The 15,986-nt window shown below is 39.1% G+C and carries 16 protein-coding genes and 1 pseudogene; 4 read left to right on the top strand and 13 right to left on the bottom strand.

Features of this window, described 5'->3' with window-relative positions; all coding sequences use genetic code 11:
- Positions 1-54: 54 nt before the first annotated feature.
- The 3 genes from bioD to ACY3XC_RS23975 are packed head-to-tail and all read left to right on the top strand — an operon-like array spanning position 55 to position 2,706.
- Positions 55-747 carry a dethiobiotin synthase gene (gene bioD, locus ACY3XC_RS23985; RefSeq protein ID WP_464870816.1) on the top strand — a complete coding sequence of 231 codons (693 nt, stop codon included), beginning with the start codon at positions 55-57 and terminating at the stop codon, positions 745-747.
- Entirely contained in the window at positions 744-2,132 is a 1,389-nt protein-coding gene (gene bioA, locus ACY3XC_RS23980; protein WP_464870815.1) for an adenosylmethionine--8-amino-7-oxononanoate transaminase, read from the top strand. Before bioD ends, bioA begins: the two co-directional genes overlap by 4 nt.
- The gene (locus ACY3XC_RS23975; RefSeq protein WP_464870878.1) at positions 2,128-2,706 is read left to right on the top strand and encodes a biotin transporter BioY; all 579 of its coding nucleotides are present in this window, start codon (positions 2,128-2,130) and stop codon (positions 2,704-2,706) included. Before bioA ends, ACY3XC_RS23975 begins: the two co-directional genes overlap by 5 nt.
- A gap of 83 nt (positions 2,707-2,789) precedes the next feature.
- Here the strand turns inward: ACY3XC_RS23975 and ACY3XC_RS23970 are convergent, their stop codons facing one another.
- The 8 genes from ACY3XC_RS23970 to rfbC all read right to left on the bottom strand — a co-directional run bounded on the left by ACY3XC_RS23970 (position 2,790) and on the right by rfbC (position 8,825).
- Entirely contained in the window at positions 2,790-4,103 is a 1,314-nt protein-coding gene (locus tag ACY3XC_RS23970) for an alkaline phosphatase (protein ID WP_464870814.1), read from the bottom strand.
- Between the two features lie 633 nt (positions 4,104-4,736).
- Positions 4,737-5,180 (bottom strand): phosphate-starvation-inducible protein PsiE, encoded by a 444-nt coding sequence (psiE, locus tag ACY3XC_RS23965; RefSeq protein WP_464870813.1) that lies wholly within the window; start codon positions 5,178-5,180, stop codon positions 4,737-4,739.
- 250 nt (positions 5,181-5,430) lie between these two features.
- Positions 5,431-5,568, bottom strand: coding sequence for a YvrJ family protein (locus tag ACY3XC_RS23960; RefSeq protein ID WP_179158929.1), 138 nt, complete (start codon positions 5,566-5,568; stop codon positions 5,431-5,433).
- Positions 5,569-5,634: 66 nt separating this feature from the next.
- Positions 5,635-5,853 carry a DUF2922 domain-containing protein gene (locus tag ACY3XC_RS23955; RefSeq protein ID WP_464870812.1) on the bottom strand — a complete coding sequence of 73 codons (219 nt, stop codon included), beginning with the start codon at positions 5,851-5,853 and terminating at the stop codon, positions 5,635-5,637.
- 33 nt (positions 5,854-5,886) lie between these two features.
- Complete coding sequence (locus ACY3XC_RS23950; RefSeq protein WP_464870811.1) at positions 5,887-6,105, bottom strand: DUF1659 domain-containing protein; 219 nt, start codon at positions 6,103-6,105, stop codon at positions 5,887-5,889.
- Between the two features lie 279 nt (positions 6,106-6,384).
- A complete protein-coding gene (gene rfbB, locus ACY3XC_RS23945) occupies positions 6,385-7,407 on the bottom strand; it encodes a dTDP-glucose 4,6-dehydratase (RefSeq protein WP_464870810.1) in 1,023 nt (340 codons plus the stop codon).
- Entirely contained in the window at positions 7,407-8,261 is an 855-nt protein-coding gene (gene rfbD / locus ACY3XC_RS23940) for a dTDP-4-dehydrorhamnose reductase (protein ID WP_464870809.1), read from the bottom strand. Before rfbD ends, rfbB begins: the two co-directional genes overlap by 1 nt.
- 3 nt (positions 8,262-8,264) lie before the next feature.
- Positions 8,265-8,825, bottom strand: coding sequence for a dTDP-4-dehydrorhamnose 3,5-epimerase (gene rfbC / locus ACY3XC_RS23935; RefSeq protein WP_464870808.1), 561 nt, complete (start codon positions 8,823-8,825; stop codon positions 8,265-8,267).
- A 39-nt stretch (positions 8,826-8,864) separates the two neighbouring features.
- Here rfbC and ACY3XC_RS23930 point away from each other — a divergent pair.
- Positions 8,865-8,981: pseudogene (locus ACY3XC_RS23930) on the top strand (DnaB-like helicase C-terminal domain-containing protein); the annotation flags it as partial.
- 283 nt (positions 8,982-9,264) lie between these two features.
- On the opposite strand, the gene pdxA reads toward ACY3XC_RS23930, so the two are convergent.
- The 5 genes from pdxA to ACY3XC_RS23905 form a co-directional block, all read right to left on the bottom strand.
- Positions 9,265-10,260 (bottom strand): 4-hydroxythreonine-4-phosphate dehydrogenase PdxA, encoded by a 996-nt coding sequence (pdxA, locus tag ACY3XC_RS23925; protein ID WP_464870807.1) that lies wholly within the window; start codon positions 10,258-10,260, stop codon positions 9,265-9,267.
- The gene (locus ACY3XC_RS23920; RefSeq protein WP_464870806.1) at positions 10,260-11,552 is read right to left on the bottom strand and encodes a four-carbon acid sugar kinase family protein; all 1,293 of its coding nucleotides are present in this window, start codon (positions 11,550-11,552) and stop codon (positions 10,260-10,262) included. Before ACY3XC_RS23920 ends, pdxA begins: the two co-directional genes overlap by 1 nt.
- 112 nt (positions 11,553-11,664) lie before the next feature.
- Positions 11,665-12,639 carry a 2-keto-3-deoxygluconate permease gene (locus tag ACY3XC_RS23915; RefSeq protein WP_464870805.1) on the bottom strand — a complete coding sequence of 325 codons (975 nt, stop codon included), beginning with the start codon at positions 12,637-12,639 and terminating at the stop codon, positions 11,665-11,667.
- A 219-nt stretch (positions 12,640-12,858) separates the two neighbouring features.
- The gene (locus ACY3XC_RS23910; RefSeq protein ID WP_464870804.1) at positions 12,859-14,544 is read right to left on the bottom strand and encodes a PrpR N-terminal domain-containing protein; all 1,686 of its coding nucleotides are present in this window, start codon (positions 14,542-14,544) and stop codon (positions 12,859-12,861) included.
- 308 nt (positions 14,545-14,852) lie between these two features.
- Positions 14,853-15,935, bottom strand: a complete 1,083-nt coding sequence (locus tag ACY3XC_RS23905; protein WP_464870803.1) for a Gfo/Idh/MocA family protein — start codon at positions 15,933-15,935, stop codon at positions 14,853-14,855.
- Positions 15,936-15,986 lie beyond the last annotated feature (51 nt).

Below are 15,986 nucleotides of genomic sequence, written 5' to 3'. Positions count from 1 at the left end.
CTTTTCATATGTTAACCTATTTTCTATATTGGTTAACATATAGGGGTGAATCTTATGACAAATCATTTTTGGATTGTGGGTACAGATACAGATGTAGGAAAAACATTGGTAACCGCTTACTTCATGCGGTATTTTCAAACGAAAGGAGTGACAGCCATACCCTACAAGCCCATTCAAACTGGAATCATGGTAGAAAATACTAAGCATTTTTATGGTGACACGGAATTTTATAAGTCATTCAGTGAAGAAGTTTTAGTCGAGGAACATTTGAATAGTTATTCTTTTAAAAAGCCTGCCTCTCCCCATTATGCCGCCATGTTAGAAGGAGCAGTAATCGATGAAGCAGTCATTCTGCAGCATATCACAAAATTAATGACCATGTATGATCATGTGATTAGTGAAGGTGCAGGTGGATTATATGTGCCTTTGAACGAACAAGGTAACTATCATTTCCTCAAGCTTATTAAACAATCTCAGTTACCTGTAGTATTGGTTACCCGTACAAAGTTAGGGACGATTAATCATACATTCCTATCTCTTGAAGCTCTTAAAATATGGGAGATTCCCATTGTAGGGATCGTATTTAATGGGGATAAAGGGACTGAGCTTGAGAAAAATAACATCAGGACGATACAACAAAATACAGACCTGCCAACTCTCGTCATACCCAAGTTAGACGTTCTTTCTGATTTAAAAAATATTCAACTACCAAATACCGAGTTTCTTGAAAGGTTATCCAGTATATGACTTCTATACTTTCAAACTTACAAAAGAGAGATTTAAATCATGTTTGGCACCCTTGTTCACAAATGAAGGATTATGAAGACCTTCCGCCCATTGTCATTAAAAGCGGGAAAGGGATTTACTTGTATGATGAAAATGAAAAAAGGTATTTAGATGCGGTTTCTTCCTGGTGGGTAAATTTATTCGGACATGCCAATGAGCGAATTAGCAAAGCTTTAGCCAATCAAGCTTTTCAATTGGAACAAGTAATCTTTGCAAACTTTACACATGAACCAGCCATTCTGCTTGCTGAAAAACTAGTACAACTAACTCCGGATGGTTTAACGAAAGTATTTTTTGCCGATAACGGATCATCTGCGATAGAAATTGCTTTAAAAATGAGCTTTCAATATCATATGCAAAAAAACAAACCAAATAAAAAGCGATTTTTAGCCTTAACAGATGCCTATCATGGCGAAACACTAGGGGCCCTTTCTGTTGGAGGAGTGGAACTATATAACGAGATTTATAGACCACTATTACTAGATACCATTCGGGTACAAGGACCTGACTGTTTTAGATGTCCTTTTGGCAAGACCCCCGAAAGCTGCAGTACACCTTGTATCTCATTCATGGAAGAAAAGCTATCTCAACATCATGAAGAAATAAGTGCCATTATTATTGAACCGTTAATACAAGCAGCGGCAGGTATGAAAATGTACCCTCCCTCCTATTTAAAGAAACTAAAAGAACTTTGTTTGCACTATGATGTGCACCTGATTGCAGATGAAGTGGCAGTAGGATTTGGTCGAACGGGAACGATGTTTGCTTGTGAGCAAGCAGGAATTTCACCCGACTTTTTGTGTTTATCAAAAGGAATAACAGGCGGTTATTTACCACTTTCAGCCGTTTTAACCACAGAGGAGGTTTTTAATGCCTTCTACGATGATTATGAAACGAAAAAAGCTTTCTTACATTCTCACAGTTACACAGGTAATCCGTTAGCGTGTCGAGTCGCACTTGAAGTATTAAACATATTTGAAGAGGACCATTACTTGGAAAAAAACCGATTGAAGAGTACATACATGAATAAGCTGGCTTCCCAAGTATTTAAAGACCATCCATACGTTGGAGAATACCGACAAACCGGGATGGTAGGGGCGATTGAATTAGTAAAGAACAAAGCAACAAAGGAGCCCTTCCCTAGTGAAGAACGAATTGGATATAAAATTTATCAGCTTGCTTTGGAAAAAGGCTTGCTGCTGCGCCCTTTAGGAAATGTTCTTTATTTTATGCCGCCCTATGTCATTACAGATGAGGAAATCAAGACGATGATTTTGACCACAAATGAAGTGATTGAACATTACTTCGAAAATATCTATTTTCATAAGGCGGTGCTTGACCATTAAAAAAAATCCAACGGTTTCATTAATCAATGTATCTTTATTTGCTGCCTTAACGGCGGTTGGTGCGTTTATTAAAATTCCCTTACCCTATGTTCCATTTACACTCCAAATTCTTTTTGTCTTTTTAGCAGGTAGTTTATTAGGAAGTAAACGTGGAATGCAAAGCCAGCTTGTCTATGTAGGTATTGGCTTAGCAGGACTCCCTGTCTTTACCCAAGGCGGCGGGATTGGCTATTTTCTACAACCTACATTTGGCTATTTAATCGGCTTTATTGTTGCCGCATTTGTAATCGGCTGGATGATTGAACGAATCGCAAATCCTAAAACCTATCATTTTATTATTGCCAATTTTATCGGCCTCCTGGTCGTTTACCTCATTGGGGTACCTTACTTATACTTGGCGCTTAATACATGGCTGGGTGTTCCAAACGGCTGGGCACATATTTTAATGATTGGTTTTGTTAATAGCATCGCCGGCGACATCGTGATCTCCGTGATAACAGGTGTTTTAGCCACAAGATTACACAAAGCTTTCTTTTCAATTCGCAGCAAAAATAATACCACGATACAAAAGTGAATGTTCAATGTGTTCAATGGGGACGGTTCTGATGGACTTTATATTTTTGCGATGACCACAAGAACCGCCCCCATGGAACCCCCTTAATCTATCATCTCAAACAAAAGCTTACCAATCTCACTATTTTCCATTCTTCCACTAAACATATGTCTATTTAAGCCATATGCATAGATGGGGACGTCCTCACCAGTATGGCCTTTTGTCGTCCACCCGGTGCTGGTATAGTGATTGATGATGTCAATGAGAGCCTTTTTGGTATCTTCTACTTCCATTTCTAATGTAGATTGGATGGTTTTCAAGTCTTCTAGATGAATAGATAGGTGCATGTGACGTTTGATCCTAGCTAATTCTTTGGTTTTATGCATGTCTGCTGCAATCACAGACGGGGTCGATTTAACGGATCTAATCACAGAAGGATTCCATTTATAGTTATCATTTCGATCGATACTCATTCCGCCAGTGGAGTGGTCAGCGGTTGCAATCACGAGGGTATCCTCCCGATTTTTCGCAAATTGTACGGCCACATGAAACGCGGTTTCAAAGTCCTTCAGCTCACTCATGGCAGCTACAATATCATTGTCATGCCCCGCCCAATCAATTTGGCTTCCCTCTACCAAAAGAAAAAAACCATTTTCGTTTTGCTGCAAGCGGGTGAGTGCAGCATTGGTCATTTGCGAAAGAGAAGGTACCGTGGTTGCATAGCGATCAAGGTGTTTGGGAAGTTCCATTGGAGCAAATAAGCCTAGCAATTTCTCGTTCCGATCGGCTAAAAGTTCGATTGAATTGGTAGCATAACCAAAGCCATTTTTTATAAACTCTTCAACTAAATTACGGTCATTTCTATCGAAGTAGGAGGCTCCTCCCCCCAACAAGACATCGATTTTGTTCTCGCCATTGATTCGTTCATCCAGATAATCATCGGCAATTCCATGATAGTTTTCCCGGGATTCATGGTGTGTGGCGAACGCCGCAAGTGTAGCATGATTGATTTGACTCGTTCCTACTAGACCAGTAGATTTACCACGAAATTTAGCATATTCTAAAATACTCGGAACCGCCTGTTTTTCACTATTCAAACCAAGGGCACCATTATAGGTTTTATAGCCTGTTGCTAAAGCAGTACCTGCTGCAGCCGAGTCTGTAATGTTACTCTTTGCGTCCAATGAATAGGTCGATTGGGTACCAACAAAATATTGATCAAATAATGTCGGCCTCATAAGCCCCGTTCGCGCATCATGATTAAAGTAACGAAGACCTGTCGTGTACGAAAAACCCATCCCATCCCCTATTAATAAGATAATACTTTTTACCTTCTTCATTCTGTTGAGCGAATGGTTTAACATGGATGGTAATGTATCTAAACTAAAATCACTTAACTGAACGGTGGAATGTAACAAATAAAACAGCACCTTTCGAATTTAGGTAGTCTTTCGTTTTCTCAAACCAACGGAATCAACTCACTTCAATCAAGTTATAGCATAGAAAAAGAGAACTTTTTCATGAAATACAATTATTTAACATAAACTCAAAAAACTCTTATTATTTCTTACAAGTTGGTAATAACTAGGGACCATTTCCAATATGGATATAAAAACAGACACCTACTAAGCTGTAAGTGTCTGTTTTATAATAAGAGTTTCTGGTTTACGGTTCACCGTAACGCATCATAATGGGGTCTCTTGGATGGCTAAAATTGAAGCATGCAACTTAAAGTAACCAGCCAAAGTAAATAAGCGGAGATTTTCCGGTTAGTTGCAGAATGAAGCTTGTTTCGGGATATATAAGCGGAAGTTTTCCGCTTATGCAAAGCGAAATCCTCTATTTCCACGGTTTTCGAGTCAATAGGCGGAATTTCTCCGTTTATTTAGGCTCTTTTTGATGTTATTTACTAACTAAGCGGAATTTCTCCGTCTATTTATCAGATCGGGCCCTTAACCTGATCCCCAACCTTAAGGAGAGGTATCCCCTATACCTCATTTACTAATGATAAGGCTCACCGTAACGTTACTACCTGCGGTTTTTTATCAGTTTCATTTTTTAAACAATTTGTTACTATTGGGTCTTTCACGAGGAGTACAATTGATAATGAAATAGCCGATTATAAGAATGAGGATGATAATCGCATAAAATAATACCTTTTCAGGGTGTTCGTGCTCAACAATAATGATTCTTACCATTGCCGTTATACCAATATAGATAAAATATCTAATAGGGAAATGGTATTCTTCTTTAAAGTACTTAACAATCATAGAAATAAACTCAAAATATAAAAAGAAGATCAGTATATTCGCTAGAACAAGTTTATAATCATTTTCGCCTCCTTCTATCAAAATCTGAATGAAAATGACTAATTCCTTTACGAGTAAAACGGATAAAATGATTCCTAAAAGAATGAGAGAAATATTCAAAAATAATTGGAATACCTTTGGGATAAGGTATAAGATACTTGAAAAATTCTGTTTTATCTTTAGCATGCAAACCTTCCTCTCACTTTTAAAAAATTAACGATACCTTCCTTTTCCTATAACATATCCGCTATCTCTCGTTCTCTTTTTACTCCTTTTTTTTAATATTTTTATATTATACAACATTAAAATTTGCAAAAGTATTAAAATTTCGTCAATTTTAAATAGCACGTACCATGGGGCCAGGGTCCAAAGATAACAATCCGCTTAGAAAGACCATCGGAACCGTCCCCATGGTCACTTCGTCACTCCACTCCGTTTACACCTTCATTCGTTCAGGAAGGTTCTGTATCGACTGGACCACCATATCAAGTTTTGACTCGATTCGGTAAAGCAGATAGAGGGTGACAACGATTGGGAATCCAACATCACTAATGAAAGGGATAATTTGCTCCACTAGAATTCACTCCTTTCGCCAGTATCACCGAGGCCGGCTTCTTTTGGAAACCGGCCTCGTACACTATTAAATAATTTCATATTCCGTTACATTGCGGTCAATCACTCGTGCTCCTTTAACAGAAGCATAGTTACCATTAGTAGAAGTGAAAACTCCAGAAGCGATCATTGCTTCCATCGCAGCCTTCACCACTGCTTCCTCAATCGGTTCCTTCGGATTTTCGATTGATAATCGTGCGGGTTTACCATATTCCGTAACAAACTCCAACTCTAATGTTTTAGCCATTTCATTCACCTCCTTCTATCATTTATTTTCCGATTACGCTAGTAATTCAGAATTGTCGACCCTCTCCATGCTGCTGAGAGAATCATTGGATAAGCTGATAACAGCTTGTGCTGCTTGTAGAAGCTGGTCAGCTGTCGCTAACTTTTGGATATTACTGAAAGTCTTCGCCTTTAGAATCGGTTTACCGTCATCCTCCATCCCCACCTGGAACACCAAACGCAGCTTAGAAGTTGCAATAATTGCTTGTGCCATCGTAATCACCTCCTTTCACCCCTTTATATATAGAAAAGTAGGCAAAAAGGACAGGGTCTTTGAAAATATATTTTCCAAAAGGGATTTTAGCTCAATTAGAGGGGTGAAATGGGAAGGGAACCCTTGTATGACAAGGATTCCCTCATAAACTGAATGAAAAATAGGTAAATTATTAGTGAAAAAAAGAGCAAATCCTGCGATTTGCTCTGATTTGTGAAACCATAATCAAAAGACCATGAGAACCGTCCCCATGGTCTCCCCATGGTCTCTTTCTATCAATTATTTTAATGGGTATTGATTTTTAAAGTAACATTTGTATTCACCACTAATGATTTGTTCCCACCACCATTTGTTGTTCAAATACCATTCAATGGTTTGAGCAATACCTGTCTCAAAAGTATAAGTTGGCTTCCAGCCTAACTTTTCTAGCTTAGTTGCATCGATAGCATAACGCTTATCATGACCTAAGCGATCTGTAACAAACTCAATTAAATCTTCTGATTTTCCTAAAGCACTAATTATAGTTTTAACAACTTCTAAATTAGTTCGTTCATTATGTCCGCCAACATTATAAACTTCACCATTGGCTCCTTCATGAAGAACAAGGTCAATGGCCGCACAATGATCAAGAACATGTAACCAGTCACGAATGTTTTTGCCATCCCCGTATACGGGCACCTTTTCATCATTTAATACACGAGAAATGGTTAAAGGAATTAGCTTTTCTGGAAAATGGAACGGTCCATAATTATTAGAACAACGTGTGATATTGACAGGAAGACCAAATGTTTCGTGATAAGCACGGACCAAAAAGTCAGATGATGCTTTACTAGCACTGTATGGACTATTTGGTTGTAACGGTGTTTCCTCTGTAAAGAAAGTCGTTGGATTAAAATCTAATTCACCATAGACCTCATCCGTTGATACATGAACAAATTTTGTAACTCCAATTTGCTTTGCCGCATCTAGTAATACCTGAGTTCCTAATACATTCGTTCGAACAAAAATTTCGGGCTCTGTAATAGAACGATCCACATGACTTTCTGCTGCAAAGTGGGCTACAAAGTCAAACTTCTCTTTTTCAAAAAGAGCGATCATAGCCTCACGATCTGCAATATCTGCTTGTACAAAATGATAGTTATCCTTCTTTTCTATGTCACGGTGCTTCGCTAAATCACCAGCATATGTTAGTAAATCAAGATTGCAAATGTCATATTGGGGATATTTATTAACCATATATTGAACAAAATTGCCTCCAATGAACCCTGCTCCACCAGTTACTAGGAGCTTTTTCTTAGTCATTATTTCACCTCACGTTTTAATGCATCTATATAGTGTGCCAACGAATCCTGCCATTTTGGTAAAGGTTCAAAGCCACTTTCAACTAATTTTCGTTTCGATAAACGAGAGTTTTTAGGACGGACTGCCCTAGCAGGGTATTCCTCTGTTGTAATAGAGTGAACCACTACATTTTTCTCAGATAACCGAAAAATCTCTTTAGCAAATTCAGACCAACTGCAAAATCCTTCATTCGTTGCATGATAGATTCCATATCGATTCGTTTGGATCATTTCAAGTAATAACCTCGATAAGTCGAATGTATTCGTTGGTGAACCTACTTGATCTCCAACAACACTCAATTTATTTCGTGTTTCCGCTAACCGCAGCATCGTTTTAACAAAATTATTTCCATTTTGACCAAACACCCATGAAATCCGTACAATGAACCATTCAGATAGGAGAGATTGAATTACCTTTTCACCTTCATGTTTTGTTAACCCATAATACCCTACTGGATTAGGTACTTCTGTTTCAACAAATGGATCCTCACCCAGTCCGTCAAACACATAATCAGTGCTTATATACATAAACTTGGCATTTATCTCTTTTGCAGCAATGGCTAAGTACTTTGAACCGTTGACATTAACATTCCAGCAGTTTTCCTTGTCATCTTCTGCCTTATCTACTGCTGTATAGGCCGCGCAATGTATAATAGCATCTGGTTTCATTTCTTTCACAAATTGGGAAACAGATTGTTCATCCGTAATATTTAACTCATTAGAACCTATCCCCATCATTTCAAATCCACGTTCGAATCCTTCTCGAACAACATCAAAGCCAAGTTGCCCAGTGTAACCCGTTACTAGAACTTTCATCGTCTACTCTCCATAGAAAAAATTATTTTCTGCATGAACTAGTAGTGGTGTTTTCTCGTCCTTTACAGATAAAACTGGTGAGATATCAATTGGCCACTCAACATTAATTTCAGGATCACTCCAAAGAATACCTCTGTCACATTCAGGTGCATAGAGCTCGTCAACTTTATATTGAACTTCCACATCATCTGTTAAAGTCATAAATCCATGTGCAAATCCTTTAGGTACAAGCAATTGTTTTTTGTTATCTGCACTTAGTTCAATTCCAAACCAATTACCGAAAGTAGGACTCCCTTTTCGAATATCTACAGCAACATCAAATATGGCTCCCTTCGTACACCTTACGAGCTTAGTTTGTGCCTTAGGGTTTAATTGATAATGCAATCCTCTTAATGTTCCTTTAGCTGCAGAAAACGATTGATTATCTTGAACAAACTTTATATCGATTCCTGCTTCTTCAAACAATACATCACTATAGGTTTCCATAAACCATCCCCGGTGATCACCGAATACCTTTGGTTCAATGATCTTTACTCCCTGTATAGAAGTTTCTATTATGTTCAATTTACTGCACCTCTTAATTAATACTTAAACCTTTTTCATTTTCATCATATTCAACAACTGACAGATGGATTCCAGGATTCCGATTTGATCATCATCGGTGCTCGCCCAAGCGTTGGAAAGACCGACTTTGCCCTTAATGTGGCGCTTCACCATGCCCTTCAAGATGTCAGCGCTAGAAAATAGGTTCTAGGTTTCTTTATGAACTTACAAAACTCTACATAAGAGACAGTTTCCGACAATATGAAGGATTAATTAAACGTTTGTGTAAATGTGATGGGAACCCTTGTATGACAAGGATTCCCTCATAAATTGAATGAAAAATAGGTAAATTATTAGCGAAAAAAAAAGAGCAAATCCTACGATTTGCTCTGAAGTGTGAATCCATATTCAAAAGACCATAAGAACCGTCCCCAAGGTCACTTACCACGGTCAAGGTCACTTATCTCTTCGGTGCCAATTCAATAGCTGAGTTGATGGCAGCGAGCATGCTTTGTTCAGCGGCGATGTTTTTGCCGGCTATGTCGAAGGCGGTTCCGTGGTCGACGGATGTGCGGATGATTCCGCCTTTTAGTCCCACGGTGATGTTGACGCCTTCTTCAATGCCCATTACTTTAATTGGCGCATGGCCTTGGTCATGGTAGCAGGCTACGACGATATCGAAGTCTCCTCTTCCTGCTCTGAAGAATAAAGTGTCGGCAGGCAGCGGTCCTGTTACATTGATTCCTTCTGCCTGTGCTTGTTCAATACCTGGCTGTAATTTTTCCTCTTCTTCTCCGTAGCCGAATAAGCCATTTTCCCCTGCATGCGGGTTAATGCCACAAACGGCGATGCGCGGGTTATCGAAGCCTGCTCGTGAAAGTGTTTCATGTGCTAATTTAACCACTTTATAGGTTCTTTCTGGATTGATGCTATTGATGGCGTCAATCAGACCCATATGTGTGGTTAAATGAATTACCCTTAAATTTGGTGTTGTCAGCATCATAGAGAAATCTTCCGTATCCGTTAGGTCAGCCAAAATTTCTGTATGTCCAGGGTACATGTGGCCGCCTTTGTGCAAGGCTTCTTTATTCAATGGCGCGGTACAGATGGAATCAATTTTTCTTTCTTTTGCAAGTTCAACGGATTTTGCAATAAATTGAAAGGCTGCATCTCCAGCAATCGATGAAACCTCTCCAAATGGTAAATCCACTGGCAGCAGGTCTACATCAATGACATCAATCGTTCCATATTCGTACGTTCCTTCAGCTGGATCGGTAATGATATTTATTTTTGCATTTGATTCAACAATCGGTTTTACCCGTTCTAGTATTTTTGCATCACCGATGACGACAGGACGGCAAATTTGATAAACTTCCTCGTGCGCAAGGGCCTTAACGATAATTTCAGGTCCAATTCCTGCTGCATCTCCCATTGTAATCCCAATTACTGGTTTCATTATGATAGCTCCCCCTTTAATTTGTGAATGGCATTGATAAATACCTCAGGTGTTCCAAATCCTCCAGCCTTTGTGATCACATACAAATGATCATTTCCAAAAAACCGCGAAATCGGTACACCAATTTCTAATTCATCGAATAGTTCAAAGCCTTTAACATCCCATAAATGGCAAATTTGTTTCGCCGTGTCTCCACCTGTCATGGAAACACCTTTGAAATAGTCCTTTTCTAAAAGAGCGGCACAAACAATACCGATCGCTTTTACGATTTCATTGCTGATCTGTGTGTGGGTTAAGCCTTTAGCTTCCCCTATCTCCCAAGCTTTTTCAATATCGCTTGCCTCACCAGTGGAATAGATGACAACATCAAAACCTTTTTCAGCGTTTTCCACCGCTTGGTTATAGACCCTTCTAATCTCATTTGCACGTTCCTCTTCATCGGAAACCGATTTGTAGGATTCAAAGGCAATCGGATACACATTTGTTTTTTCTAACAATAGCTTTAACTGTGCTCGTGAGTTTTTATTCACACTTCCTACTACGGTAAGAATGGGACCATCGTTTTTTGGAATTGACAAGTCACGATGCTGTTCTGGTATATCGTAGTAAGCCGGAAGATAATTGGCGATACCAGCCGAACCTGCCCATGAGAATTGGTACCGTAACTGCTTTGTATACGCCAAAATTTGCTCAAGATGCTGTTCCTCTGTTGAATCGACAAGAATGTATGCGATGCTTTGTTCAAAATAATGATCTAATTTTTCTTGAATTCTAGTCACACCTTGCTCTAAGTCATCGAGGGTGATCGTTCCAATTCTTTGCTTTGTTTGTTCCTGTAAAAGCTCAGGCAAAAAAGAAAGAGTAACAGGTGTTTTCGGATCCTTAGAGATTTCCGTTTCTGCTAATGGAACTCCATTTAAATAATGAGTGGAATGTAAGATTGTACGATTATTTTTAGGATAACCTGGTGCAATCATCATAAAATCCGGTTTGACCACATCATAAACCGCATCTATTTCTGCACCAATATTTCCTCTCATCGTGGAGTCAATTTTTTTGAAGATAGAGGGAAAGCCCGCTTCCTTTAAAAAGCTAGCCGCCTTTTTTACCTTTTGATAAGCTTCTTCGCGTTCGATGGAACGACTATCTGTATCAAAAATAATACCCTCATAGTGATGGATTGATTCTTTATCTATGTCAAATAATACGGAGGTTTTCAGACCATGTTGTGCTAATTGAACTCCGCTATCATTAGCACCCGTTAGGTCGTCTGCTATGATTGCTAATTTCATTTTGTTGTCCTCCCTGGGAAAAGCACGAGGTGCCTTTCATGGCACCTTGAACTTCCTTCTCTTTCAAAAAAAGAGAGCCATTAAGTCTCTCTTTTTTACAAAATAGCTGGAATTAATGATTATATTTGGCTAGTCCGCCTTTTTTCTCTAAACGTTTGGCTAAAAAGCCGATTACGATTGGAAGTAAGATTGCTGTTGTTACAACACTTGCTGCGATTTGAACGGTTGCAAGTTCTGCGTACTGTGCGAATGACGCATTCGCAGCTACAATTGCTGCCGGTGTTGCAACTGCGTTACCTGCAGTTGTACCTTCTGCTGCACCAACAAGTGGGTTCCAGCCAATCCATTTAAATAGTAAATAACCTGAACCACCTGTAAAGATAACTGTTATCACACCTAGTAATATTCCCGCTAATCCACCTTCAAGGATAGCAGTGAAGTTAATTCCCATACCCAGCGCGAAGGCGAAGAATGGAATCAGCATGTCACTGCCTTTTGTTAAGAATGCCTTCAATTCTGGATCTAAGTTTCCTAAGATCATACCGATGACGATAGGAAGAAGGACTGCGATAAAGGATTTAGCCGAGAACATTCCGTCTACAAATCCCATTGTTCCAAAAATCGATAATGCTACCATTGTTAAGAATGGTCCATCATTTAAAGCTAACAGTGAATACGCTGCTTTGTCATCTTCTTTTCCGTATTGACCCACAAGAGCCATATACATACCGCCATTACTATTTGTCATCGCTGCAATAATCGCAAGCGGTGCCATTCCTATAAATAATCCGTTACTATCAGCTAACAAGTAACCGATTAAACCAACGGCAGCACCAACTACCCATTTCAAACCAAGTAATGTGGCACCTTTACCAAGTGATACCCCTACGTTTTTCACACTGATTTGCGCACCGGCAATAAATAGGAAGAGTGCAATTAATGTATTGGCACCGGTTACAAACAAGGACTCAGTGAATCCGCCAATTCGTAATGCGCTTGGGAAGAATGTATTGATTGTTGCTGCTAATAACAACGGAACAACCATCATCCCGCCAGGAATTTTATCTAAAGTTGCTTTAATTCTCATCTTGTTTTCCCCCTTAAGATTGTTTAAAAAAGTAACACAAGTTATCTAGTAAATCGTTTACATTTGTTATCTTAAAACAGATTGTTTATAAAAGCAACACTTTTTTATATATTTATATTATGCGAAATTTAATCGTTTAAAATTGCAACAGTTTAGATTTGAAAAACGTAGGTAGCCCTGCCTTATTTTTCCCAATAAAAATAGGCGAAAGCATAAAGATTACTCTTTAAGCTTACGCCATAGGGTGGCACGATTAATGCCTAATCGTTCTGCTGCTTTTGTTTGATTATGATTTTCTGCCTTCAGTACCCATTTAATGATTTCCTTTTCAATTTCCTTAAGGGTACCTTTTTGAAGAATGTCATTGGCTGGGAGGTGTTCATTCGTATTCGCTTTTTCAATCGTTTCCTTTTGAATCACATAGTCCTGCGAATTGAGGGCGATCTGCTTGATTAAGTTTTTCAAATCATCAATCTCATTCGGATAGCTATAGTTCTCTAAAAACCCGATTGCCTCATTTGTAATTTTCACAGCTGTTGTTCCATATTTCTGATTGTAGTAGGCGATGAAATATTGGGCCAGGGTGCGAATATCCTCTTTTCTTTCAGAAAGAGTCGGCATCATAATTTTCGTAAGTTTGAGTCCTGGAAGGAGCTCAGGAACAAACCCATTTTCTGAAACGATGAAAATACGAACCTGCTGTTTTTGACATTCCTTTAAAAAGTGGGAAAGCCTTTCGCGACCGTCTGCAAATTCTGTATTCAACAGCTTGATTGTCCTAATTTTTCCTAACGGCAGCTGATCCAAATAGTCTTGCTCAAATTCCTTGAAATTTAGGGTAGCAAGCATGCCGCCATCTGCAAGCTTTTGATGGATATATTGCGTAATAAAGGCCTTGCTTGTTCCTTTCCTTCCTTCTAAAAGGATGATTTGATTGCTTTTATAGAGTGTTTCAATATGATTGAGAATCGTCTTGATCGAAACAGAGGTATCCGCAATGGGTTCACTCGCGATTTCCGTCTCGATGGTGAGTCCCCTTCGCTCCATTAGCGGCATTGTATTTTTATCGATTACAATGACCTTGTAACGCTGCCCCTCAACTTGAACACAGGTGCCCGTCACATTAATCATCCGATCATCAAGCATAAGATTTCTCGTCACCTTATGTTGATTGATCTCAAGGTCTGTATTTAATATGTATAAATGTTCCTCTGTAAGTGGATTGGAAGGAAAATCCGTCCAATGCTCATAAATCAGCTTATTTTGCCCATCGATCATCATCAGATTTTGATGGTTATTTACGATATATTGCTCCATAACCTTTGTGACATTGTTATTGTCTTGCAGATAACGATAGAGAATCTCCGCATCCTCAAGTGAATTCATAATCGACTCTTTGCCCGATTGGATTAAAAAACCCTTAAGACCATATGCCTTGGAGGTTTTCAGCGTAATCACATCACCGACAATTTGCTCATAGCCAGTGTTTTTTAGCTCTAAAATCAACGGGGCTACCTCAGAAAGATCGGAAATCGTGAATACCTGTAAGGGAAGGTCTAATAAGTCAATAACGGCCTGAGCCCCAGAGGTAATATTGGAAAAGCCCACTATCGCCGTCTTTCTTTCCAAATTCGTGGCCAAAGAAAGCGACCGAATCATGTCATATCCGGAAAGATGCATATCCAAAACCGGAATCCGAACATTCTTCTTAATAAATTGAGCTGTTCCACCCCTGCTAATCAGAATGTCTGCACCCTTTTCCTCCGCATCGACCGCCTTCCTAACCCCTTCCTCTAAATCCCCAAGAGAATAGGTAATATCAAGCGCAGGAAAAAGAGGGATACACTCCTGAATAACAGGAATCATTGCTTCATAAGGTGCCACAATATGTATATTAATCTTCATCAGAACACCTGCCTTCTAGCTAACATTAATCCATTGTATCATCCTATATTTTACCACAAAACCTAAGGGGACAACTGTGGCTTAGTAAGAAAGCTATCTCAAGCGCCTCTCGACAAATAAAGGGTTAATTAAACGTTTGTGTAAATATGAAGGGAACCCTTATATGACAAGGGTTCCCTCATAAATTGAATGAAAAACATGTAACTTATTAGCGTAAAAAATAATCAAATCCTACGATTTGCTCCGAAGTGTGAAATCATAATCAAAAGACCATTGGAACCGTCCCCCTGGTCACGGTCACCAATTTCCTATCTTTCGAACCTGCCTTTAAAATCCAATGTGCTGCATTTTTCCAGTGGAAGTTTAACACTTTTACCTTCCGCAGCTGATTTATAAATGGCAAGAACAAGCTCTAGTGCTCTTCTTCCATCTTCTGCTGTCACGTATGGTTCACGATCATTCTTGATAGCATCAATGACATCCGCATACAGTGGGTTATGACCAAATCCGTATACATTCGGAGGATTTTCTTGATACGTTTCTTTCACTTCTTCTGGATCATCTAACTTATCTGCAAACTGCCATTCCTCGATAATATTGACCGATTTTCCTCCAGCTTTAACAGTTGCTTTCTCTCCAAAAATGTAGAGCGTTTCTTCAAGGTTCGTCGGATAGATATTGGTGGTACCCTCAACAATTCCATAACTTCCATTTGAAAACTTAATTAATGCCATCCCTAAGTCTTCAGCCTCGATAAAGTCGTGTTTCATGTTGTCTGTCATCCCAACCACTTCTGTAATCTCGTCGCCCATCATCCAACGTAAAAGATCAATATTATGAATACATTGGTTCATCAATGCACCACCATCTTGTTCCCATGTTCCACGCCAAGGAGCTTGCTTGTAATAATCTTCTCCCCTGTTCCAGCGAATATGAGCAGTTCCATGTAGTAATCTGCCGAAGCGCTCTTGTTCGACTGCTTCCCTTATTTTTTGAACCGATTTATTAAAACGGTTTTGATGGCAGGCACTTACCTTCACATTTTTTTCTTTTGCTTTTTCAATGATGGCATCCGCTTCTTCTAGCGAAAGAGCGATCGGCTTTTCAATGATCAAATTACTTCCCATATCAATACAATCTAAAGCAATTTGACCATGCTTCCCACTTTCCGTACAAATGGCGACTAGCTGTGGCTTTTCTTTTTCAAGTAACTCTTTATAGTCTGTATATGTAGGCGTTGATGCTGGAAGGTTAAAACTCGCAATTTTATCCTCCATATGTTCAGGTGTAGTGTCACATAATCCAACAATTTCAAGTTCATTTTCGATAGCCGCAGCTATATGATTGGGCGAAATTCTTCCGCAGCCAATGATTGCAAATTTCAAGCTCATGATGGTCCTCCTAATAAAATCCAATATTTTCTTTATTATTTACACCCTTCA

The sequence above is a fragment of the Bacillus sp. CZDM1 genome (assembly GCF_055502545.1).
This window is presented reverse-complemented; position numbering and strand designations above follow the sequence as displayed.